We start from the raw sequence: 21,985 nt of genomic DNA, 5'->3' as shown, positions 1-21,985 counted from the left end.
GGGGCGTGGGGCGCGCCTGAACGGCGGCGGGGCCGACGCGCAGGCGCCGGCCCCTGGGCCAGGGGAGCCGGAAGCTTACGCCCCGCTCTCCCGCAGCATGTCCTCACGCTCGACGATCTTCACGCGCTCGCGGCCCTGCGGCTCGCCCAGGGCACGCTCGGCGGCGTCCAGCCTGTACCAGCCCTCCCAGGTGGTGAAGCGGACGTTCCGCTCGGCGAGGAAGGCGTCGACGGCCTCCGGCTCGGGCGAGGCGGGGGTGTGCAGACGGCCGCTCGCGTAGTCGTCCAGCAGGTTGGCCACGGTCTCGTTGGCGTCGCCCTTGGTGTGGCCGATGAGGCCGACGGGGCCGCGCCGGATCCAGCCGGTGACGTACGTGGACTGCACGGGGGTGCCGCCCTCCTCGATCACCCTGCCGCCCTCGTCCGGGACGGTGCCGGAGTCGATGTCCCAGGGCAGCTTGGGCAGCTTCTCGGAGAGGTAGCCGACCGCGCGGTAGACGGCCGTGACGTCCCAGTCCTTGAACTCGCCGGTGCCCTTGACGTTGCCCGTACCGTCCAGGGCGGTGCGCTCGGTGCGCAGGCCGACGACCTTGCCGTCCTCACCGAGGATCTCCGCAGGCGACTCGAAGAAGTGCAGGAACAGCTTGTGCGGGCGGTTGCCGACGTCCCGGATCGCCCAGTTCTCCAGCGTCTTGGCGACCATGTCCGCCTGCTTGTTGCCGCGCCGGGTCTCGATGGAGCCCTCGTCGTAGTCGATGTCCTCGGGGTCGACGATGACCTCGATGTTCGGGGAGTGGTCCAGCTCGCGCAGCTCCATCGGGCTGAACTTCGCCTGCGCCGGGCCACGGCGGCCGAAGACGTGGATCTCCAGGGCCTTGTTGGCCTTCAGACCGTCGTAGACGTTCGGCGGGATCTCGGTCGGCAGCAGCTCGTCGGCGGTCTTGGCGAGGATGCGGGCGACGTCCAGGGCGACGTTGCCGACACCGAGCACGGCGACCTTCTCGGCCTCCAGCGGCCAGGTGCGGGGCACGTCCGGGTGGCCGTCGTACCAGGAGACGAAGTCGGCGGCGCCGTAGGAGCCGTCCAGGTCGATGCCCGGTATGGGCAGTTCGCGGTCGGCCGTCGCGCCGGTGGAGAAGATCACCGCGTCGTAGAAGGCGCGCAGGTCGTCCAGGCTGATGTCGGTCGGGTAGTCGACGTTGCCGAACAGGCGGATCTGCGGCTTGTCCAGCACCTGGTGCAGGGCGGTGATGATGCCCTTGATGCGCGGGTGGTCGGGCGCGACGCCGTACCGGATCAGGCCGAACGGGGCGGGCATCCGCTCGAAGAGGTCGATGGACACACCGGGGTCGGCGGCCACCTCGGACTTGAGCAGGGCGTCGGCGGCGTAGATCCCGGCGGGGCCGGCTCCGACGATGGCTACCCGCAGGGGGCGCGGCATGATCAGGTTCCCTTCGAGCGTGAATGGGCGACTTGATCAGGAAGCCTAAACTAAGGCAGACCTAAGTTGGTACGGGGGTCTGGTCTATGACCTCATAAGTTGATCTTATGGGTGACCCAGGAGTTGCTTATGCGGGGCCCCGCGGGCAGGCGCGGACCGGCCCGGACCGGCGGCGAGAGGGCGCTCCATCGTGGCGGCCGAGGCCATGACCTCGTTCCTGGGGATGTCCGGAGCCGCCGCGCCCACCGGCGCAGCGGCTGGTCCGGGTCAGGCCGGCCGGACGATCCGGTGGATCGCCGCCTCGCCGGCGCCGTAGACGGACTCCTCCCGGATGGTCGACCCCGGCCCCGGCGCATGCACCATCATGCCGTCGCCGACGTGCAGACCCACATGCCGGTCGTCGTCGAAGAAGAGGACGAGATCGCCGGGTTCCAGGTCGGCGAGCGTCACCGGGGCACCGGCGAGCGCCTGCTCGTACGCCGCGCGGGGCAACGTGACACCGGCCGATCGCCACGCGGCCTGGGTGAGGCTGGAGCAGTCGTACGAATCCGGCCCGGTCGCCCCCCAGACGCACGGCTTCCCGATCTGCGCCCGGGCGAACGCGATGGCCTTGGCGGCACGAAGGGCGCGGGGCGACGCCGGGGTGGGGGCAGGGAGGGGGAGGGCGCTGGAGGGGGTGAGGGGGGCGGCGGCTGTGGTGGCGGAGAGGGGGGCGGCGACGCCTGTGACCGCCGTGGTGTCGGTGAGCGGGGGGAGGGGGCCGGGACCGGTGACCGGGGCGGATCCCGTGCTGGTGAGTGCGGTGAGGGATCCGGTGTCGGTGAGGGCGGTGAAGGGTCCCGTGCCGGTGAGTGGGGCGAAGGTCCCGGTGTCGGTGAGTGCGGTGGCTCCCGTGCCGACGGCTGGGGTGAGGGATCCGGTGTCGGTGAGGGCGGCGAAGGGTCCCGTGCCGGTAAGTGGGGCGAAGGTGCCGGTGTCGGTGAGTGCGGTGGCTCCCGTGCCGACGGCTGGGGTGAGGGATCCGGTGTCGGTGAGGGCGGTGAAGGATCCCGTGCCGGTGAGTGGGGTGGCTCCCGTGCTCACGGCTGGGGTGACGAACCCGGTGTCGGTGAACGGGGTGAAGGATCCCGTGTCGGTGAGGGTCGTCAGGGAGCCGGTGTCCAGGAGCGGGGTCGGGGAGCCGGTGTCGACGGCCGACGTCGCCGTTGCCGGCTGGGCGGGTGTCGCCCACTGCGGCTGCTGCCACTGTTCCGCCGGCTCGGCCGGGGCGGAGTGCGGCAGTGGCCGGGTTCCGGCGGCCCAGGCGGGCTCGGCGGCGGTACCGGGCAGGGCGAGTCGGCCGGTGTGACGGGACAGCAGGTCCCGCGCGGTGTCGAGCTTGCGCCGGTTGCCGGCCTTGGAGGCGGCGGGGGAGGGGCGGCCGGGTACGGCGGCACCGGGCAGCGTCCTGGGTGCCTGAACGGCGAGGCCCTGTGCGGCAGCAGGGCTCACCGGTGCCGGCGCGGCCCAGCTGCCGCTCGGTTCGGCCATGGTCCCACCGGTCGACGCCGGTGCCGCGCCGGGCGGTTCGAGGCCCTGGACGCCCGGGAGTGACGTCTCCGGAGACCGTGGCGGTCGGTTCACGGGGGCCGCCGGTGAACCGGCCGTCAGCTCGGCCACCGCGCGGGCCGCGCCCGGTTCGAGTTCGAGGGCCTGCCGCTCACCACCCGGCAGAGCGCGGACGTCCCGGTCGCCGCCCGGAAGGGCGAGGGCACCCCCGCCTCCCGGCAGAGCGAGGGCATCTCCACCGCCCGGCAGGGCGCGCGGCTCCCGCTCGCCCCCTGGGAGGCCGCCCATCCGCTCCCGCCCCGAACGCGCGGGCGCCGCCGGTCCGTCGGTGAGCCGGTCCGCGGGAAGCGCGGCGGGGACGGTCGGACCCAACTTGGCGCGTGCCGCGTCGAACCACTGCCGGGCGACCTCGTCGAGCCCCGGATCCGGGCGCCGGCCCGTCCGCTTGGCCAGCGGTACGCCCCGGGACCGGCTGCGGCTCCGCCCGGCCATGGCCCGTGTCGCGTTGAAGTTACCGGTGGCGTTCTCGGCCTGGTCGTAGAGGGATGCGATCCGCTGCCGAACCTCGTCGCGGCTTTCCGGCGCCATGGAAGACGTGCTCCTTCCTTGCCCCACAGGGCAGTTCAGCGGCTCGCCGGGGCAGAGCCGGGCGGCGGCCTCGCGTCAACCTAGCCAACGTGTGTGCCTCGTGTGAAGGTTGAGGTGTGAAATGTCCGATACATATTCGTGATGTTCGCGAGGGAGTTCGACGGGGAAGGGGCGGAGACCATGGTTTCCTGTGAGATCCCGGTGAATTCGCGATTCCGTTGAACACGGCGGCTCCGCCCTCCGTATGAAGCCGGGGAACTCCATGCCCGACCGGCGAACTCACACAGGGGACGACCTTGGTACGCAACAGCCGCAGACGCCCGACGGGTGCACGACGCGCGACCCTCGCAGCGGTCGCCCTGATGCTGGGCGGGGCCGGGATCGTCGCGGCGAACGTCTACGCCTCGGCGAGCGAGGGCTGGGGCGACGGATCCGGCGCGGGTACGGCCGGACAGGTCCGGTCGACGGGCATGGCCACCATCGACTGCCCCGACGTCGGCAGCCGGTTGACGGCGGTACCGGACGCGGCCCGCGCGGACGTCGACCGTGAACTCGCCCAGCTCGACCAGCAGACCGCGGCGGCCTACCGGCAACTCCAGCAGGCGGGACAGGCCGTTGGTGCGGACGGGGAGGCGTACTCCGGCGCGGTCGACGACACGATCATGAACCCGCTCGAGGAGAAGCGGTCGGCGTCCATCGGGCGGATCGCCGATGCCATCGACCGGGCGGGCGAGCGCCCGCAGGGCCTGGACTCCCTGGCCCCCTGCACCCTGCGCCCCGCGGAGACCGGCCAGTCCACCGGCACACCGGGCGACGGCGGCGGACAGGACGGCAGCGGCCAGGGACAGAGCGGGCAGGGGCAGAACGGCCAGGGACAGAGCGGCCAGGGGCAGAACGGCCAGGAGCAGAACGGCACAGGCCAGGGCGGCGCGGGGCAGGGCGGCAACGGGCCGGTCGCCTCCGACTACGCGGACATCACCGCCGTACCCCCGGACGCACCGGCCCCGGCACCGCAGGACGGTGCCTCACGCGGCACCTTCACCTCCGACTGCGGGGTCAACGCGAACGGCCTGTTCAACTCGGACAACGTCATCGTCGCCCCCGGTGTCTCCAACGGCGCCCACCACTTCCACGACTACGTCGGCAACCAGGCCAACACCGCCTTCGCGAGCGACGAGGACCTGGCGCGGGCCGGCACCAGCTGTGCGGACCGGCGCGACAAGTCCTCGTACTACTGGCCCGTGCTGCGGCTGCAGGACGGCACCCAGGAGCGGGACGCCGGGGCACCGGGCGGCGGAACGGAGGGAAACGCGGGCCGGATCGTGACGCCCGAGCAGGTGACGCTGACCTTCGTCGGCAACCCGCGCGGCAAGGTCACCGCCATGCCGCGCCTGCTGCGCATCATCACGGGGGACGCCAAGGCCTTCGTCAACGGCCCCGGCAACGCCAACGCGTCCTGGAGCTGCACCGGTTACGAGAACCGGCAGCTGAAGGACAAGTACCCGCTGTGCCCGCCCGGCAGCGACGTCGTGCGCACCTTCCGGTTCCAGAGCTGCTGGGACGGCCGCAACATCGACAGCGCCAACCATCGCACGCACGTGGCCTTCACCACCGACGACGGCTCCTGCCCGGCGGGCTTCCGGCCCATTCCGCAACTGGTCCAGCGCATCGTCTACGACGTCGACGCGCCGAGCGTGACGGACGGCGGACGGACCGTCCCGCTGTTCGCGGTGGACTCCTTCCCGGAGCAGTTGCACAAGCCCGTCACCGACCACGGCGACTTCATCAACGTCTTCGACGAGGACCTGATGCGCGAGATGGTCGACTGCATCAACTCCGGCCGCACCTGCGGCGCTTCAGGTGACGACTCCGGTACGACGGTGACGCCCGCGCCCACGCCCCCGCCCGCGCCCGGTTCCGGCTCAGGTGCCACCGCCGCTCCCGGTGCCGGCGTCACCCCCGGCGACCCCGCCCAGGGCGGCTCTTCCGCCCCCGCCGCCCCGCATCCCTCGGCCTCCCGGCCCGGCGACGCCCCGCGGAACGACGTGACGACCTCACCGGCCCGCACCACCAAGCACGACACGGACAACACGGCCGGCACGGCCAACACGGCGAACACGGCCAACACGGAGAAGAGAGATGGCAAGGCCGCCCCGGCCGCGCCCGCCGCACCCCGCTCCACACCGGCGCGTCCGGCCTCGACCCGGCCGGTGCCGTCCCCGTCCGCACCCGCCGCTCCGGCTTCGGGCGGGTCCACCGCCGCCGCGTACGCCCCGCCACCGGCCACCCAGCCCGGACCCCAGGCCGCCGAGACCGCCCAGGGCGGTCTGGCGGAGACGGGCGCGCACCTGTGGCCCGCGGCCCTCGGCACGCTGCTCGCCCTGTCGGGTCTGTTCATGTTCCTGCGGGCCAGGCGTCTGCGCTACTGACCGGTCCCGTGTGCGGTCGGCGACACCCAGGGCGCCCGGCCCTTGTGAGAGCGCTCCCATCGGGTCGAGGATCCGGGGTATGCAGACTCGTCAGCAGACCCCCGCCATACGCCCCTACCGCACCGCCGACCGCGCCGACGTCGCCGACATCTGTGTGCGCACCGCGCTGGTCGGGGGCGACTCCCGGGCCGTCTACCCCGACCAGCGCCTGATGCCCTCGCTCTTCGCCGAGCCGTACTGCCACTTCGACCCGGACCTCGCCTTCGTGCTGGACGACGGCGGGGGCCGGGCCGTGGGGTACATCGTCGGCACCGCCGACACCGAGCGGTTCGTCGAGGACTTCCGGCGGGACTGGATCCCGCGGCTCGCCGCCCGTTATCCGGAGCCGGTCGCGGCACCGCGTACGCCCACCGAGGAGATGATCCGCCTCCTGCACCACCCGGAGCGGATGCTCGTCCCCGAACTGGCCGCCTACCCCGCCCACCTGCACATCGACCTGCTGCGGCCCTGGCAGGGGCAGGGACACGGCCGCCGTCTGCTGCGGGCCTTCCTGGACGCCCTGCACGGCAAGGGCGTCCGGGCGGTCCACCTCGGCATGGTCACCGCCAACACCGCCGCCCGCGCCTTCTACGACCGGGTCGGCTTCCACGAGATCCCGGTCGCGGACGCCGGACCGCTCACCTACCTGGGCCGGGCCACGGCCCCTTGAGCGAGCGGGGCGCGGCCGGCGGGTCTCAGGCGAGTTCCAGTGTCTGCTTGGCGAGGTCGTACGCGGGCCGCATCTCCTCGTGTTCCTCGGTGTCCATGCCGCCGAGGTGGAGGACGACGGGGCCCGCGGGCGTGCTGACCGCGAAGGCGCTCTCCTTCTTCGTCTCCTCCAGGAGCTTGCTCGTGTAGAGGTACTCCACCTCGACGGCGTCGAGACCGCCGCCGGTCCTGAAGGAGTGGTACTTCTCCTTGCTGACGTTGTCCTCGGCGGCGACGAACGCGCGCAGCGCGCCGTCCGCGTCCGCGTCGCCGGGCTTGCCGGTCCACACGCGCAGGAAGCCGATGTTGCCGGCCGGCTTGGCGTCGATCTCGCAGGCCGCGGTGACCGGCCCCTGTCGCAGGATGGTGTCGGCGAGCGCCCCGCTCAGGTCGCCGTCCTCCCCCTTCGACGCCTTGGCCAGGTCCTTCTCGGCGTCGATCGACTTGGCCTTCCAGTCCTTGGCGAGGGCGAAGCTGACGGGCAGTTCGCAGGCCGAACCGGCCGTGCCGATCGTGCCGCCGCGGGCCGCCGCCGTCCCCTTCGCTCCGGTGCCCCCGGCCGCCGTGCCCCTGGCGCTCGCCGACGGGCTCGCGGACTTCCCGCCGTCGCCGTCAGTCGACCCCGCGCAGCCGCCGAGCAGCGCCGCGAGCGCCGCCGCGGCGATCACCCGGCTCCCGACGATCCCCACTCTGACCTGCACTGTCGCCTCCCCTTCGCTGCGGAGCGGCCACTGTAACCGAGGGCACCGACAGCACCGAACGGCAAGGGGGCTCACCGGTCGCGGGTCACTGCGCTCCGCGCCGGGCGAGCAGGAACAGGTGCGGCTCGGGTACGGCATCGGGGTGGGCCGGGGTGAACACCTCGTGCTGCTCGGACAGCACCGTCAGGCCCGCGCCGGTCACCAGCCCGGTGAACGCCTCCGCGGCGAAGCTCGTCACCCGTACCGGCTGCCCCATGAAGACGGCCTCGACGTCCTCCACGTCCAACGGCACGGTGGCCAGCGCGACCAGACCGCCGGGCCGTACCGCGCGCGCCAGCCTGGCCACGACCGCGGTCTGCTCGGCGCGGGTCATCTGCAGCAGCGAGAAGTAGGCGCATACGGCGTCGAACGACGCGTCCGGCAACGGTGTGTCCCGGATGTCGGCGAGCCGGAACTCGGCGTCCGGGACCTGCCGGGCGGCCAGGTCGACCATGACCGGTGAGACGTCGAGGCCCAGCACCCGGTGACCGGCCGCGGCGAGGGTCTGCGCGGTCGGCCGTCCCGTCCCGCTGCCCACGTCCAGCACCCGGCTGCCCGGCGCCAGCAGTTCCAGCAGCCGGTCCAGCGACGCCCGGTGCGGTGCGGAGCCGGCGAACGCCCGCTCGTACGCCGGCCCCAGCGCGTCGAACACCACGGCGGCCGGTACCCGGCCGTCCTCCTCGGTCACGGTGCCTCCTCGGTCACGGTGCCTCCTCGATCAGGGAGGCTTCACGGTCACGGCGACTTCCGGTCACGGCGACTTTCGGTCACGGCGGCTCCTCCCGTCGTCCCCGGCACTCGCCCGACGCGCGCCGCGGCGACGTTTGCCACGGGCCGTGGACGCACGGCAGGGTGCCGCATGTGCCTACCCTGCTGATCGTCCATCACACCCCCTCGCCCCACTGCCAGGCGCTGTTCGAAGCGGTCGTGTCCGGTGCCACGACACCGGAGATCGAGGGCGTCCGCGTCGTACGCCGGGCGGCCCTGTCCGCCACCGCCTCCGACGTGCTCGAAGCCGACGGCTACCTGCTCGGCACCCCTGCCAACCTGGGCTACATGTCGGGCGCCCTCAAGCATTTCTTCGACCAGATCTACTACCCCTGCCTGGACGAGACCCGGGGCCGCCCGTTCGGCTTCTGGGTCCACGGCGGCAACGACGTCACCGGAGCCGTCCGCGCCGTCGAGACCGTCACCACCGGCCTCGGCTGGCGTCGCGCGGCCGAGCCGGTGACCGTCACCGGCGACCCGGGCAAGGCCGGCACCCAGGCCTGCTGGGAACTGGGGGCCACGATCGCGGCGGGCCTGATGCCCGGCGTCTGACCGGCCCGGGTGTCCGCGGCGCGGCCCGTGAGGCGCCGGTGCGCGTCGCGCGGCCACCGGGGTGATCTTCGTGCGGTCGTGCCCGGTGACCGGCGTGGGCCGGAGCCCACCCGTAGACCCCTCTGTTAGTACGTTTTACGTGTTAATAGGGCATTTAGGGAGGTGCCGACAGGCCCTCGGGACACGGCTTCCCGTCGTGCTGCCGCTGCTCATGGCCGTGTACGGCACACCTGCGCAGCGGGCCGTCGCCGACGGCGCGGGAAGCCAGGGCCTCGCCCTCCAGGTCGCCGTCGACGACAGACCGGGCACCGAGGCGACCGACCCCGGTGTTCGCGTCGGCCGCCCGCTGGTGAAGACGTACCGCCTGATCAACCGCACCGGGGCCGACCTGTACGACGTGGAGGTGAGCGACCCCGGGCTCCCGGACGCCGACATCCGCTGCCCCGGCGGCGGCGATCACCTTCCGATGCTCCGCGGCCTCGACTCGGCGACCTGCACCGCCCGTGCCACCGCCCGCCCGGGCATCTGGGTCGCCGACGTCACCGCCGTCGGCCGCGTACCGTCCCTCGGCGTGGAGTCCCGGGCGGCCGCCCGCTCCGGGTACGCCGGCGTCGGCGGCGAACTGGCCCTGGCCGAGACGGTGACGACCACCACCGGAGTGCCGGGCCCGGTCCTGGCGCCCGGCCGTGCCACCGTCTTCTACGACGTGACCAACACCGGCAACCGCACGGTGTTCGGCCTCCGCCTCGCCGACCCCGTCCTCCAGCCGCCCCTCATCGTCTGCCCGGCGGGCGGTGACACCGTCCCGAGCCTGGAACCGGGTGGTACGGCGCGGTGCGTGGCGACCGTCGAGCGGCCCCCGGGGTGGTACCTCAGCGAGGGGCACGTGACGGGAAGCGACCGGACCAGCACCCTCCTGCCGGACGGCTGCCTGGAACCACCGCCGCGGCTCAAGGCCGAGGCGACCGGTGAGTTCACGCTGCACGAGCCACCACCACCCCTGCCACCGCCTCCGGCCCCGCCCCCCGTACCACCGCCCCCCGCCCCGACCCCCGCCCCCCTTCCCGTCCCGCCTCCTTTCCCCCCTCCCGTGCTGCCCCCGCCCCCTGCCGCCCCCGCGCCGGTCCCACCCCCGGCCCCCGCGCCTCCCCCCGCGCCCCCGGTCCTGCCGGTGCCCCCCGGAGTCGTGTTCCCCCCGCCCCCGCCGCTGCCTCCGGCGGGTACGGGTGCGCCCCTGCCCGGGCTGCCTGTTCCTGCCCCGGGGGCGGCGGCTCCCGGCGCGGCTGCCGGTGCAGCCGCCGGTGCTGGAGCGGGCGTGGGTGCGGGGGTCGGGGTGGCGGCGGGTGCGGGTGCCGGTGCCGGTGTTGGAGCGGGCGTGGGCGTGGGTGCGGGTGCAGGCGTGGGTGCGGGTGCCGGAGCAGGCGTGGGTGCCGCCGGCGGTGGTGGTGCAGCTGCCGGTGCCGCCGGCGGTGGTGCCGGTGCCGGGGCGGCAGGGGCCGCGGGCGCCGGGGCAGGCGCTGGTGGGGCCGCTGGTGCCGGCGCGGCTGCCGGAGCAGGTGCCGCGGCGGGCGTCGGCGCGGTCGCCGGCGCGGGCGCAGGTGCCGGTGCGGCAGCCGGGGGAGCGGCGGCGGGTGCCGGTGCGGGTGCTGCGACTGGGGGAGCGGCGGCGGGTGCCGGTGCGGCAGCCGGAGGAGCGGCAGCCGGTGCCGGTGCGGCGGCTGGGGCGGGTGCCGCGGCGGCCGCGGGTGCGGCAGCCGGGGGAGGAGCCGCAGCCGCAGGAGGAGGAGCAGCGGCTGCCGCAGGCGGCGCGGCGGCCGCCGCTGGTGCTGCCGCCGGTGCGGCCGCAGGCGCCGCCGGCCCGGGCGGGACCACCGGAGGCGCGGTGACCGGCGGCGGAGCGACCGGAGGTCAGTCGGCGGGTGGCCAGGCCACCCAAGGCCAGGCCACCCAAGGTCAGGCCACCCAAGGTCAGGCCACCCAAGGTCAGGCCACCCAGGGCCAGTCCGGTCAGGGGCAGACGACTCCAGGCCGGAACACCCAGGGCGAAGCCACTCAAGGCCAGTCCACCGGAGGCAGGTCCACCACGCCGAGCGGCCCCCCGACCACACCCCCCACCACCTGGCCCCCCTCCACCTCGTCCCCCTCCACCACCTCACCCCCCGGCACCGCCTCCCCCCGCACCGCTTCCCCGCACCCCCGCACCCCCTCCATCATGTCCCGCTTCATCCGCCCCGGCGGTGGTCCGACGGGGCTCGGGCTGCTCGTCGTGCTGTTCCTGCTGCTGATCCCGGCCGTCCTCGCCGCCGTCCTCCTCGGCTCGCGGCGCATCGGCAGGTAGGCGGCGGGGGAGACACCGAGACGACAGGAGACGCACCCGATGATCGAGACCTTCGCCGTGGTTCTGGGGATCGCCGTGGTCACCGCGGGCATCGTGGTGATCCGGCACCACTACTGGCCGCCCGCCCCGGACGAGGAACCCCGCGAGGACGTCGCCGAGTACATCTCCATGATGGTCGGCGTGCTCTACGCGCTCGTCCTCGGTCTGTCGATGGTGTCCGTGTGGGAGACCCGGTCCGGCGCGGTGGGCCATGTGCAGGCGGAGGCGAGCGCCGCACACCAGATCCGGTTGCTGTCCGCGGGGCTGCCGGCGTTGGAGGGGGAACGGACCCGGGGGGCCGTCGACGCGTACGTGCACCATGTGGTGTCCGCGGAGTGGCCCGCGATGGCGGTGGGCCGGCCGCCGGGCCGGCGTGGCTGGGAGCTGCTGAACGACCTCCGGGCGGCCGGCCAGGTGCCCGCCGACGCCACCCCGGCCCAGCAGGCCACGCTCCAGGAGACCCTGGCCCAGCTCAGCGTGCTGGACGACGCCCGGCGCGGCCGGGAGGCGGACGTGGCCGACACCCTGTCACCCGTGCTGTGGTTCGGGCTCATCGTCGGCGGGGTGCTCACGGTGACCTTCATGTTCATGTTCGGGGTGCGCCGGAGCTTCACGCACATGGTGATGGTGATGGGCCTGAGCGCGCTCATCACCTTCACCGTGCTGCTGGTCTACCAGCTGAACGAGCCCTTCAACGGCATGTTCGCCGTCGACCCCTCCCCGTTCACCCGCTACTTCACGGGCAGTTGAGGATGCGGCACTCGCCGGCCGGCCGCCTCCGGGCGCAGCCGGGCGGTGATCCGCCGCTCGTCGGGCCACCGTACGTCGTAGGCCCAGCCCCGCCGTTCGAACCGGGCGATCAGCCATGCCGTGAGGTCCGGCTGGCCGCGCAGTCCGCCGTGCCGGGCGCTGAGGGGGTCGGCGTGGTGGAGGTTGTGCCAGCCCTCTCCGAAGGTCAGCATGGCCACCCACGGCACGTCCCGGGACTGGTCCCGGGTGGCGTAGTGGCGTGGACCGAAGGCGTGGGCCACGGAGTTGACCGACCAGGTGACATGGTGGACGACGGCGTACCGGACGAGGCTCGCCCAGAAGAAGGTGACCAGCGCGGACCGCGTGTCCTGGGTGACCGCGAGGACCAGGGCCGGCGGCAGCCCCAGGGAGACGGCGATGGTCAGCGGGTACCAGCGGTCCAGGCGGCGTACGTCCGGGTCGGCGAGCATGTCCGGCGCGTAGCGCGGGTAGTGGGAGCGGACCGGTGAGGAGAACCAGCCGACCTGGGCGTGCCACAGCCCCTTGAGCAGCGCCCGCCGGGTGGTGCCGTACTTCCACGGCGAGTGCGGGTCGCCCTCCCGGTCCGCGTACTGGTGATGGCGCCGGTGCTCGGCCACCCACAGGGTCACCGGGCCCTCCATGGCGAAACCGCCCGCGACACCGAGGGCGAACCGGAGCGGTCGTTTCGCCTTGAACGACAGATGGGTGAAGTGCCGGTGGTAGCCGGCGGTGATGCCCATGATCGACAGCGCGTACATCCCGGCGCCCAGGGCACCGTCGTACCAGCGCGGCCCCCAGCCGCCGGCCAGGGCGACGGGCAGGACCAGGGCCAGCGCGGCCAGCGGGCCGACCACGATCGTGAGCAGGGTGCCGGTGCGCAGCGGCAGGCTGACCGGGACGGTGTCGGGGAGCGGGGCGCGCAGGCCCTCCGGGTGTTCGGAAGACAGGGTCACGGTGCGCCCCCCGCGGGGCGGGGCGGGGCGGTACAGGGGGTCATGTGCGGCGATTATGTGGCAGCCATATGCCCGTCGGGCCCAGGCTCGGCGGGCGGTACGGCACCCGGCGGCATGCTCTACCTGGATGGATGAAGGTGCGGGAGCGATCCCCCTGGCCGACCATGGGACCGAGGCCGCCGCCTCGGGCGCGGCCCCGCCCCATGTCGTCGAACCCAGGGAGCGTCGGATGCGAGCGGACGGCACCGCACCCGGACGGCCCGCGCCGGACGGTCAGGACGCCAGGGAACTGCTGCGCCGGTGCGCGCGGGACGTGGTCGACGTCGCCGAGGGCATCCGCGCGGTGTCCGAGCGCACCAGCACCGCGCTGTTCGCCCCGGCCCTGGCCGCCTCCGCGCGCCGCCGTCCCCGTACCGGCCTCGCCGCCCGGTGGGCGCTGCTGCGGGCCCTGACGAACAAGCAGGGCCTCGGCGGTTCGGCGATCACGGCACCGAAGGGGGTGGGGCACGTCCTCGGCACCGCCGGGGAGGTGCTGGGCCGGGAGAGCCTGGCCGCGCTGGTGGCGGTCACCTCGTTGCGGCTGCGGATCGCGGCTGTGCTGGTCGACCACCCCGAGTTCGTGCGCGATCCCGGTATGCGCCGGCTGACCGAGGCCGTCACCGCCGACAAGGACCTGGCGGCCGTACGCTCCCTGCGCGCCCTCTTCCGCGACCAGGGCGCCCAGCGAGCCCTGTCCGGGCTGGCCCCGCTGATGGCCGAACTCCTCGCGATCCGCGCTCTGCTGGACGAGGACCCGAAGAACGACGAGACCGGCTGGGCGCTGGCCACCGGCCGGGAGCTGTCCGCTGACCCTCTGCACGGCATCAGCGCCGCCCGTCTCGCCGGCCTGGACAAGGGCGAGGGCGCCGCCGAGGCCGTCGAACTGACCGACCAGGAGCGGCAGGTCATCACCCCGGAGGGGTCCTTCCTCGGCTTCCTGCGGAACATCGAGATGCTCTCCACCGACGGGCGGATCCTGCTGCAGAACGTGCGCGGCCCGGACGGTGTCGTCCGCTACGTCCTCCAGGCGCCCGGCATGGCGCCCGGCCGGCCCCGCAACGACTCCCCGCAGGACTTCGTCGGCGCCTGGCGCAACCTGTTCATGCCCGACTCGCCGTACACCCGGTCGATCCTGCTCGCCCTGAAGGACTACGGCATCCCGCGCGGCGCCGACCTCGCCCTGATCGGGCACAGCGAGGGCGGTATCGCGGTGATGAACCTCGCCCAGGACGAGGAGTTCTGCCGCACCTACCGGGTCACCCACGTCATCGCCGTGGGCTCACCGGTCGACAGCAAGAAGCCCGCCGACCCGCGCACCTGGGTCGCCAGCATCACCAACCAGCACGACATCGTGCCCGTCCTCGACGGCCGCGGCGCGGGCACCGCGTTCGACCCGCATCCGCACTGGTACGAGGTCGACTACACCGGTCCCACCCACGAGTTCCCGCTGTGCCACATGCTCCACGAGTACATCGAGCACCTCAAGACAGTGATCCCCGAGGCCCGCGAGCGCGTCGACGAGGCCCTCGCCCCCTACCTCGGCCCCGTCGTGCGCACGCAGGCCTACCAGCTCAAGGACCGTGCCAACCCGCCCGAGGGCTACCCCTTCCTCACCCTCCCCACCACCTCGGTGCCCACCACCGCCGGCCCCATCGACGTACCGGTGCGCTACTACGACTCCTCCGCCGCCCACCTGTGCTACACCGTCGGCGCGGACACCGCCCGCGGTCTGCTGCCCGACGTCACCTGGATGACACCGAGCCGCCTCGGCCGCCGCGCCATGGCGGTGCTGTCGCTGTACGAGCACCGCTGCACCACGATCGGCCCGTACACCGAGATCGCCCTGTCCGTGCTGGTGGACGACCTGTGGCGGCCCCGCCCCCACGACGCCGCCGTGGACCTGCTGCGCCGCGTCGACCTCAGGCGCACCGGCCGCCATGTGCTCTGCCTCGCCGTCACCAGTGAGGAGGCCCGGGTCGTCGCCCAGGAGATCTGGGGCCAGCCCGCGCGCCGGGTGACCGCCGAGGCCGATCTGACGGGCCGGCGGATCGGCGTGCGCTCCCCGGACCTCGGCCTGGCCGTCGACGCCCGCCTCGGGCGCGGCGTGCGCTGCCCGGAGGCCGACTGGATCCTCTACGGCCGCCGGGGCGAGAGCACGATCCGCACCCTGGTCCGGGCCCACGGCAGGCTGCGGCTGCACACCGGCGGCGGCGTCCGGCTGCGGCTGGACACCGCGGCGGCCGAACCCCTCGCGGGGCAGCTGCGCCGGCTCGGCATCGACACGGCCCGGCCCCGGTTCGTCCTCACCTGCCCCCAGTTCATGCTCCACCGCAGCGCCGGCGCCGTCCTGCCGCGCTGACACCCCACACCCCCACCGCCCGCGGGAGCACGCCATGGTGACCGAGTCCCCCGACATCACGTCGTACGACACCGAACTCCTCGACCAGGCCGAGGCGCTGCGGGCGGACGCCGGCCTCATGGAGGAGTACGCCCGGCGGCTGCGCGCCACCGCGGCCACGCTGGGCGGCTGCCCCACGGCACCCGAGTGGAGCGGCCCCACCCTGGAGCGGCAGGCCGCTGCCTGCGACACGGCGGCGGAGCAACTGCGCACCGCCGCGGAGACGCTGCTCGCCCACGCGGGAGCCAGGGACTGAACCGAGCGCCGGCCGGCGGGCCGTGCGGTCGGCGGGCCGTAGCGCCGGTCGCGCCGGTCAGTGGGCCGCGGCCCGGGTGTCGGCCGCGCTCCGGCCGAGCGTCACGACGTAACGGCCCTTGTCCTCCGGGAGGTTGCGGTGCACGAGGTCGGAGAAGCCGCGTGTGCCGCGGACGATCTCCAGGCCCTCCGCGGAGAAGGTGGCCGGTCCGAACAGGCGGGGCGCGAGCAGCGGGTTGTTCAGCGCCTCGGAGAACGCGTCGACGGAGATGACGCGTTCCAGCAGCCGCCCGAAGATCGCACCGGGCTCCGGCTCCTCCGCGAACAGCCCCACGTACAGTTCGATCGCGTCGACGTCGCCGTACAGGTCGAGCAGCGCCTCCTGCACCCGCGGGTCGCCGGAGATCTGCCGTGCGTCGGTGACCCGGGGGAAGCCGTAGTGGGCGCGGTAGTCGTTGTACGAGGCCAGTCGCAGCTCGCGGCCCACGGCGACGCTGCGCTCCTCGATCGGCAGCAGCAGCTCGTCGGTGTTGAACAGGCCCGACAGGCCCGCGGGCTGGCGGGACAGGTCCTCGAAGAGCGGGCCGAGGCCCCGCTCCACGACCAGCTGCCCGTTGGCGATCGTCCGCGCGAGCGGCACCGGGCGGCCGGCGATGGTGTACGTGGACGGGATCAGGCTGTGCCAGCGGTAGACGAGACTGAACTCGATCGTCGCCCGGTTCTCCCGGTGCCACACCCCCCGGTCGGTGCGGACCGGGTCGAGGACGAAGCCGAAGTGGTACGGCGTGATGTGGTTGATGTACTCCTCCAGCATCACCCGGATCATCGTCACGATCAGCGTGTTGCGGGTGGTCTGGAAGACGCGTTCGTCGTCCCAGTCCGGGTGGGCGGCGGCGAGGATGCCGGCGACCCGGTTGTGCTCGCGCAGGAACAGGACGGTCAGCGCCATCGGCCCGATGTGCGCGTGCGCGCGTTCCCCGCCGCACGCGAACAGCGTGTCCACGAACTCCGCGGGCACCTCGTCGAACCGGACCGGTCGGATCGCCCGGAACTCGTCCCTGATCCTGCCTCCTTCGCACAGCGCGGGCGGGAACTCGGCGCCGTCGACGACCCGGCTCTTCAGCCGGCCGCCCTCGAAGGTGCGCAGGCAGGCGGTGACGTCCTCGCGGTCGCCGTACAGCTGGGACATGTCCAGGGTGTGCGGGGAGTCGGTGCGGCGCGGGTCGCCGGTGGCCGCGTGGCCGCGCAGGAAGCCGTCGGTGAACCACTGCGCGAACGCCGGCAGCAGCGCGCTGGACCGGGTGCAGGAGCGGCCCTCGCCCTCGCGGCGGAACAGTTCGGCGACCTTCTCCGGCGCGGGCAGGCCCCTGGGCGGCCCGGCCGCCGGCGGCAGGTGGCGGCCCACCCAGGAGCGGTCGGTCAGCGAGTCCCAGGAGGTGTAGGGAGCCTTGGTGCTCAGGGGGTTGGGGCGTGGCGGCGCCTTCAGTACGGCCAGGTCGGTCAGCTTGGAGTTGAGCCTGCGGTGGAGCCACCGGCTGCGCTGGGCCGCCTGCCAGGCCGGGCCGTAATGGGTCAGCAGATGTGTCTCGAAGCGATTGCGCAAGCCGTCCCGGGACCGGTCCCTGGCCCCGGTCCACGGCACGGTCCGGGTCCGGGGCGGGCGAGAGATGACGGTCATGGGTCCTCCGGTCGGTCGCGGGGCGGGTCCCGGTGCCGGGCCGCGGTCAGGTGTGGGGCAGGGCCGGGCCGCGGTCGGACGTGGATCAGGTCCGGGTCGTGATCAGGTGCGGGTCAGGGCCGGGCCGTGGTGACGGCGGGGCGGCCGGAGCGCACCGGGTAGTGCTGCGGGAACGGGGTGCCCGCGTAGTCCAGGGCGCGTTCACCGCCGGGCAGCGGGCGTATGCCGGGGCGCAGCAGCACACGCCGTACCAGCTCGGGCACGATCACCTGGGCCGCGTACCTGCCGACGCAGTCGTGCGCGCCGTAGCCGAGGACGAGGTTGTGCGCGGGCGGGCGGCCGGGCCGGAACTCCTGCGGGGCGTCGAGCACCTCCTCGTCGAACATCGCCGACGCGAAGCAGGCCATGACCACGCTCTTGGCCGGGATCACCGTCTGCCGCGGGGTGCCCGCGGCCAGCACGTGGTCGCGCAGGCACAGCCGGGGCGTGATGGGCACGAACGGGTGGAAGCGCAGCGCCTCCCACACATAGGCGTCGAAGCGGGCCGGGTCGCCCTCGCCCGCCGCGCGCACCGCCTCGGCCAGCGCCTCGGGCCGTACGGCGAGTTCCTTGAGCGCGGTCGCCGTGCACTGGGTGGCGTTCTGCTGGTACCCCGTCAGATAGCCGACCAGGTTGGCGTTGATCCGCTCGTCGTCGAAGCCGTACTCGTCGGGCAGCCGGGTGCGCAGCATCCGGCCGAGGACGTCGTCGGGGCCGCCGTCGTGGGCCGTGTCCCGGCGGCGGTCGATCAACTCGGCGACCCGTTCGTGCAGTTCGCGGCCGGCGGCGACGCCCGCCGCGTGGATCTCCGGGTCACGGTCGGGGTTGACCGCGAACGCCCACTGCATCCGCCGGGTGCAGGAGTGCAGGGTCTCCTCCTCGATGCCGGTGAACCCCAGGTAGGCGATGGCCACACGGGCGGCGGCCACCCGGGCGTAGTCCTGGACGAGGTCGAAGGTGTCCGCGCCCCGGCGGGTCACCTCGTCCAGCACCTCGTCGGCGATCCGCGCGGTCAGCTCCCGCACCCGGGGCGCGTCCTCGGCGGCGAGCACCACCTGCCCGTACCCGCGCTCCCGCCAGTGCAGGTCGGCACCGTCCCGGGCCAGGATGAACGGCGCCCCGAGCACGTCCTCCAGCGCCGGGCCGAACACCCCCACGGTGAACGTGCCGGGCGCCGACAGCACCTCCAGGACGTCGGGGTGCCGGGTGACGAAGACGCCGACGGGTGTACTGAACACCGGCCGGCGGGCGCGCAGCTCGGCGAAGAGGGCTGCCCTGCCGTTCGTCATGGCGGTACGCAGCAGGGCCACCCGCTGCGGGACGTCGTCCTCCGGGATCGCGTCGTACGCGGCGAGAAAGTCCATGACGGCCATTCAGCCACCGGCCCGTCGGCACCGCACGCCAAACAGGCATTCGGGGCAGTATGGGCGAAAGCGGTGGAGAGGAGTGCGTGATGCTGTCCGCATGGGCCGGGGCCCTGGTGCCCGTCTTCAGCGACACGAGCGTGAGCGGCGCCCGGCACCTGGCGCAGCCGCCCGGCAGAGGCTGCGTCCTCGCCGCCAACCACACCTCGTTCTTCGACCCGGTGCTGCTCCTCGGTACCCTGCACCGGCTCGGCCTGCGCCCCGCCGTGCTCGCCACCGCCGGGCTGTGGCGGGTGCCCCTGCTGGGCCGGGCCCTCACCCGGGAGGGCCATGTGCCCGTCCACCGGGGCAGCCGCCGCGCCCCCGACGCGCTCCGTGCCGCCGCCGACGCCCTGGCCGCCGGCCGTGGCGTACTCGTCTACCCCGAGGGGGGCCTGCCCCGCTACCGCGCCTCCCACGACCGCCCGCCCGGACGCCTGAAGTCGGGAGTGGTCCGGCTCGCCCTGTCGACCGGCGCGCCGGTGATCCCCGTCGGGCACGCGGGCGCCCGCCGCGTCTCCTCCGGCAGCCGCGCCAAACAGCTCGCCGGCTGGGCCACCGCCCCCGTGCGCCGCCCCCGCGTCCACGTCCACATCGGCCCCGCCCTCCGCCTCGACACCTCCGCCCACCCACTGGACGACCTGGAGACCGCGCTGGCAGAGGCCTGGTCGAGCGCGGTCCACGCCCTGGACGGCGACGCCGACGGGAACGGCCGCCCGACTGCTGGACGGCGCTGACGGCTCGGGGTCCGCCCGCCGGATGGGGGCCGCCCGCTAGGAGGTCGCCCGCCGACTCGGTGCCCCGCCCGCCGGCTCGGTGCCCGCCCGCCGGCTCGGTGTCCGCCCGTCGGCTCGGTGTCCGCCCGCCGGGGGAGGTCCGCCTGCCCGCAGGGCGACACCGCGCGCCCGGTCCCGATTCGCGCATCCGGGTGGTAGCAGCCCCCGACCTGGGCCGAAGGAGTTGTGGCGGGGCAAAAGCGCGTCGTCCGGCCCGGATAATCACGGCCCATGCAGCAGGTGAGAACAGGCGTACGCCGTGCCCCCGTCGCCGTCACCGGACTCGGACTGGTAACCCCGGCGGGCATCGGCCGGGACGCGGCCTGGGCGGGCCTGTGCGCCGGACGGTCCACCGCCACCGCCGATCCCGCCCTGGCCGGGCTGCCCGTGGCCTTCTCGTGTCAGGTGCCCGCCCTGGACGCGGCCGGCCTGCTCGGACACCGGCTGGCCCGCCGGCTCGACCGATTCACGACCTTCGCGCTGCTCGCCGCCCGCGAGGCGGTCGCCGACGCCGGACTCGACACCGACGGCTGGGACGGCGCCCGGGTCGGCGTGGTGATGGGCGTCGGCACCGGGTCCATGCAGGGCTGGCAGGCCGAGTTCGACCGGCTCGCCGACCACACCCCCGAACGCGTCTCCCCGCTCGCGCTGCCACGCAGCGTGCCCAACATGGCCGCCGCCGAAATCGCCCTGGACCTCGGCGCGCTCGGCCCCAACATGGTGGTCAGCACCGCCTGCGCCTCCGGCACCAGCGCGCTCGGCCTGGCCCGGGACTGGCTGTTGTCCGGCCACTGCGACCTGGTCCTGGCCGGCGGCAGCGAGTCCGCCCGGCTGCGGATGACCGCCGCCTGCTTCGCCCAGATGCGCGCCCTGTCCCGCCGCGCCGACACCCCCGACGCGGCCTCCCGCCCCTTCGACCGGGACCGCGACGGCTTCGTGCTCGGCGAGGGCGCCGCCGTCCTCGTCCTGGAGCGCACCGAGGACGCCCGCGCCCGCGGCGCCCGCCCCGCGGCCCTGCTCGCCGGGTTCGGCGCCTCCTGCGACGCCCACCACTTCACCGCACCGCACCCCGACGGCGACGGCGCCGCCCGCGCCCTGAGCGGCGCCCTCGCCGACGCGGGCCTCGGTCCGGAGGACGTCGACCACGTCAACGCGCACGGCACCGCCACCCCGCAGGGCGACGCGGCCGAACACAACGCCCTGCACCGGGTCTTCCACCGGCCGCCGCCCGTCACCGCGGTCAAGGGCACCATCGGGCACGCCATCGGCGGTGCCGGGGCCATCGAGGCGGCCTGCACCGTGCTGACCCTGCGCCACCAGCTGATCCCGCCCACCGCCAACCTGGACACCCTCGATCCGGCGATAGACCTGGACGTCGTCACCAAGGCGCCCCGACCGCAGCGGATACGAGCCGCCGTCAGCAACTCCTTCGGCTTCGGCGGCCAGAACGCCGTGCTCGCCTTCACAGCCGTCGAGTAGTCCGCCCCCGGCAGCCCGTCCCGGCAGTCCACCCCCCCGGCAGTCCGTCCCGGCCGAGAAAGGGTCGCCATGTCCTCGGAGTTCTCCGGATCCACCCCGCTGGCGGCCGGCACCCGGTCCTGGCCCACCGGCGAGCAGGTGATGATCGGCGTCTTCGTCGCCGTACCGTTCCTCGCCCTCCTCGCCGCCGTGCCGCTGGCCTGGCGGCACGGGCTCAGCCCCGTGGACCTCGCACTGGCCGTCGCCTTCTACCTGGTCAGCGGGCTCGGCATCACCGTCGGCTTCCACCGGCACTTCACCCACGGCTCCTTCAAGGCCAGACGGCCGCTGCGGATCGCCCTCGCGCTGGCCGGCAGCCTCGCCGTGCAGGGCCCGCTCATCACCTGGGTGGCCGACCACCGCAAGCACCACAAGTACTCCGACCGGGACGGCGACCCGCACTCGCCCTGGCGGTACGGCCACTCACCCCGCGCCCTCGCCAAGGGCATGCTCCACGCCCACCTGGGCTGGCTGTTCGAGACCGAGCACGCCTCGGCCCGCCAGTACGCCCCCGACCTCGTCCGCGACCGCACCCTGATGACGGTCTCCCGGCGCTTCGGCGTCCTGGTGCTCGCCTCCGTCACCCTGCCCGCGCTGCTGGGCGGGGCACTGACCCGGTCCTGGCAGGGCGCGCTCACCGCGTTCTTCTGGGCCGGGCTGGTCCGGATCTGCCTGGTCCACCATGTCACCTGGTCCATCAACTCCATCTGCCACGCGACCGGTTCCCGCCCCTTCCGCAGCAGGGACCGCTCGGGCAACGTGTGGTGGCTGGCCCCGCTCTCCCTCGGCGAGTCCTGGCACAACCTGCACCACGCCGACCCCACCAGCGCCCGGCACGGAGTCCTCACCGGCCAGCTCGACGCCAGCGCCCGGCTGATCCGCTGGTTCGAACGCCTCGGCTGGGCCTACGACGTGCGCTGGCCCGACCGGCGCCGGGTGACCGGGCGCCGCCAGGACACGCCCTGA

The 21,985-nt window shown here is 74.2% G+C and carries 18 protein-coding genes; 11 read left to right on the top strand and 7 right to left on the bottom strand.

Features of this window, described 5'->3' with window-relative positions; all coding sequences use genetic code 11:
* Positions 1-75: 75 nt before the first annotated feature.
* On the bottom strand, positions 76-1,440 hold the full coding sequence (locus IEZ20_RS22555) for an FAD-dependent oxidoreductase (protein ID WP_189301569.1): 1,365 nt from the start codon (positions 1,438-1,440) through the stop codon (positions 76-78).
* 267 nt (positions 1,441-1,707) lie between these two features.
* Positions 1,708-3,576, bottom strand: coding sequence for a C40 family peptidase (locus tag IEZ20_RS40740; protein ID WP_373303955.1), 1,869 nt, complete (start codon positions 3,574-3,576; stop codon positions 1,708-1,710).
* 362 nt (positions 3,577-3,938) lie between these two features.
* Between IEZ20_RS40740 and IEZ20_RS22545 the strand changes: the two genes are divergently transcribed.
* Both IEZ20_RS22545 and IEZ20_RS22540 read left to right on the top strand, forming a co-directional pair.
* On the top strand, positions 3,939-6,005 hold the full coding sequence (locus IEZ20_RS22545; RefSeq protein ID WP_189301719.1) for a DUF1996 domain-containing protein: 2,067 nt from the start codon (positions 3,939-3,941) through the stop codon (positions 6,003-6,005).
* A 79-nt stretch (positions 6,006-6,084) separates the two neighbouring features.
* Entirely contained in the window at positions 6,085-6,714 is a 630-nt protein-coding gene (locus IEZ20_RS22540; protein WP_189301567.1) for a GNAT family N-acetyltransferase, read from the top strand.
* Between the two features lie 25 nt (positions 6,715-6,739).
* Here IEZ20_RS22540 and IEZ20_RS22535 read toward each other — a convergent pair whose 3' ends face one another.
* Together IEZ20_RS22535 and IEZ20_RS22530 are read right to left on the bottom strand one after the other, a co-directional pair.
* Positions 6,740-7,453, bottom strand: a complete 714-nt coding sequence (locus IEZ20_RS22535; protein WP_189301565.1) for a lipoprotein — start codon at positions 7,451-7,453, stop codon at positions 6,740-6,742.
* A gap of 85 nt (positions 7,454-7,538) precedes the next feature.
* Positions 7,539-8,180 carry a class I SAM-dependent methyltransferase gene (locus IEZ20_RS22530; protein ID WP_229896197.1) on the bottom strand — a complete coding sequence of 214 codons (642 nt, stop codon included), beginning with the start codon at positions 8,178-8,180 and terminating at the stop codon, positions 7,539-7,541.
* Positions 8,181-8,353: 173 nt separating this feature from the next.
* Between IEZ20_RS22530 and IEZ20_RS22525 the strand changes: the two genes are divergently transcribed.
* The 4 genes from IEZ20_RS22525 to IEZ20_RS22515 all read left to right on the top strand — a co-directional run bounded on the left by IEZ20_RS22525 (position 8,354) and on the right by IEZ20_RS22515 (position 11,939).
* Positions 8,354-8,812, top strand: a complete 459-nt coding sequence (locus IEZ20_RS22525; protein ID WP_189301563.1) for a flavodoxin family protein — start codon at positions 8,354-8,356, stop codon at positions 8,810-8,812.
* A gap of 1,226 nt (positions 8,813-10,038) precedes the next feature.
* The gene (locus tag IEZ20_RS22520) at positions 10,039-10,698 is read left to right on the top strand and encodes a hypothetical protein (protein ID WP_189301561.1); all 660 of its coding nucleotides are present in this window, start codon (positions 10,039-10,041) and stop codon (positions 10,696-10,698) included.
* Positions 10,699-11,024: 326 nt separating this feature from the next.
* The gene (locus IEZ20_RS40440; RefSeq protein WP_256464649.1) at positions 11,025-11,150 is read left to right on the top strand and encodes a hypothetical protein; all 126 of its coding nucleotides are present in this window, start codon (positions 11,025-11,027) and stop codon (positions 11,148-11,150) included.
* 39 nt (positions 11,151-11,189) lie between these two features.
* The gene (locus IEZ20_RS22515) at positions 11,190-11,939 is read left to right on the top strand and encodes a bestrophin-like domain (protein ID WP_189301559.1); all 750 of its coding nucleotides are present in this window, start codon (positions 11,190-11,192) and stop codon (positions 11,937-11,939) included.
* Here the strand turns inward: IEZ20_RS22515 and IEZ20_RS22510 are convergent.
* Positions 11,921-12,913 carry an acyl-CoA desaturase gene (locus tag IEZ20_RS22510; RefSeq protein ID WP_229896196.1) on the bottom strand — a complete coding sequence of 331 codons (993 nt, stop codon included), beginning with the start codon at positions 12,911-12,913 and terminating at the stop codon, positions 11,921-11,923. The two genes, IEZ20_RS22515 and IEZ20_RS22510, sit on opposite strands and share 19 nt — an antisense overlap.
* Before the next feature lie 229 nt (positions 12,914-13,142).
* On the opposite strand from IEZ20_RS22510, the gene IEZ20_RS40435 reads away from it, so the two are divergent.
* On the top strand, positions 13,143-15,311 hold the full coding sequence (locus tag IEZ20_RS40435; RefSeq protein ID WP_189301557.1) for a hypothetical protein: 2,169 nt from the start codon (positions 13,143-13,145) through the stop codon (positions 15,309-15,311).
* Positions 15,312-15,345: 34 nt separating this feature from the next.
* Positions 15,346-15,606: a hypothetical protein gene (locus IEZ20_RS22500; protein WP_189301555.1), complete on the top strand. Its 261-nt coding sequence runs from the start codon at positions 15,346-15,348 to the stop codon at positions 15,604-15,606.
* A 57-nt stretch (positions 15,607-15,663) separates the two neighbouring features.
* On the opposite strand, the gene IEZ20_RS22495 is transcribed toward IEZ20_RS22500, so the two are convergent.
* Positions 15,664-17,283 carry a peroxidase family protein gene (locus IEZ20_RS22495; RefSeq protein ID WP_229896195.1) on the bottom strand — a complete coding sequence of 540 codons (1,620 nt, stop codon included), beginning with the start codon at positions 17,281-17,283 and terminating at the stop codon, positions 15,664-15,666.
* A gap of 113 nt (positions 17,284-17,396) precedes the next feature.
* The gene (locus tag IEZ20_RS22490) at positions 17,397-18,686 is read right to left on the bottom strand and encodes a cytochrome P450 (protein ID WP_189301552.1); all 1,290 of its coding nucleotides are present in this window, start codon (positions 18,684-18,686) and stop codon (positions 17,397-17,399) included.
* Between the two features lie 89 nt (positions 18,687-18,775).
* Here IEZ20_RS22490 and IEZ20_RS22485 point away from each other — a divergent pair, with 89 nt between their 5' ends.
* The 3 genes from IEZ20_RS22485 (at position 18,776) to IEZ20_RS22475 (ending at position 21,985) form a co-directional block, all read left to right on the top strand.
* Positions 18,776-19,462, top strand: coding sequence for a lysophospholipid acyltransferase family protein (locus IEZ20_RS22485; RefSeq protein WP_189301551.1), 687 nt, complete (start codon positions 18,776-18,778; stop codon positions 19,460-19,462).
* A 270-nt stretch (positions 19,463-19,732) separates the two neighbouring features.
* Complete coding sequence (locus tag IEZ20_RS22480; RefSeq protein WP_189301549.1) at positions 19,733-20,980, top strand: beta-ketoacyl-[acyl-carrier-protein] synthase family protein; 1,248 nt, start codon at positions 19,733-19,735, stop codon at positions 20,978-20,980.
* Positions 20,981-21,049: 69 nt separating this feature from the next.
* Complete coding sequence (locus IEZ20_RS22475; protein WP_189301546.1) at positions 21,050-21,985, top strand: acyl-CoA desaturase; 936 nt, start codon at positions 21,050-21,052, stop codon at positions 21,983-21,985.

It is taken from the genome of Streptomyces cinerochromogenes (assembly GCF_014648635.1).
Lineage (GTDB): Bacteria > Actinomycetota > Actinomycetes > Streptomycetales > Streptomycetaceae > Streptomyces > Streptomyces cinerochromogenes.
Note: the sequence above shows the minus strand (reverse complement) of the source record. Positions and strands in the feature narration are given on the sequence as shown.

Excerpts from the sequence above, each read along its gene's own strand:
- IEZ20_RS22555 (WP_189301569.1), bottom strand. The coding sequence starts at position 1,440 with ATGCCGCGCCCCCTGCGGGTAGCCATCGTCGGAGCCGGCCCCGCCGGG.
- IEZ20_RS40740 (WP_373303955.1), bottom strand. The coding sequence starts at position 3,576 with ATGGCGCCGGAAAGCCGCGACGAGGTTCGGCAGCGGATCGCATCCCTC.
- IEZ20_RS22545 (WP_189301719.1), top strand. The coding sequence starts at position 3,939 with ATGCTGGGCGGGGCCGGGATCGTCGCGGCGAACGTCTACGCCTCGGCG.
- IEZ20_RS22540 (WP_189301567.1), top strand. The coding sequence starts at position 6,085 with ATGCAGACTCGTCAGCAGACCCCCGCCATACGCCCCTACCGCACCGCC.
- IEZ20_RS40440 (WP_256464649.1), top strand. The coding sequence starts at position 11,025 with ATGTCCCGCTTCATCCGCCCCGGCGGTGGTCCGACGGGGCTCGGGCTG.
- IEZ20_RS22515 (WP_189301559.1), top strand. The coding sequence starts at position 11,190 with ATGATCGAGACCTTCGCCGTGGTTCTGGGGATCGCCGTGGTCACCGCG.
- IEZ20_RS40435 (WP_189301557.1), top strand. The coding sequence starts at position 13,143 with ATGCGAGCGGACGGCACCGCACCCGGACGGCCCGCGCCGGACGGTCAG.
- IEZ20_RS22500 (WP_189301555.1), top strand. The coding sequence starts at position 15,346 with ATGGTGACCGAGTCCCCCGACATCACGTCGTACGACACCGAACTCCTC.
- IEZ20_RS22495 (WP_229896195.1), bottom strand. The coding sequence starts at position 17,283 with ATGACCGTCATCTCTCGCCCGCCCCGGACCCGGACCGTGCCGTGGACC.
- IEZ20_RS22490 (WP_189301552.1), bottom strand. The coding sequence starts at position 18,686 with ATGGACTTTCTCGCCGCGTACGACGCGATCCCGGAGGACGACGTCCCG.
- IEZ20_RS22485 (WP_189301551.1), top strand. The coding sequence starts at position 18,776 with ATGCTGTCCGCATGGGCCGGGGCCCTGGTGCCCGTCTTCAGCGACACG.
- IEZ20_RS22480 (WP_189301549.1), top strand. The coding sequence starts at position 19,733 with ATGCAGCAGGTGAGAACAGGCGTACGCCGTGCCCCCGTCGCCGTCACC.
- IEZ20_RS22475 (WP_189301546.1), top strand. The coding sequence starts at position 21,050 with ATGTCCTCGGAGTTCTCCGGATCCACCCCGCTGGCGGCCGGCACCCGG.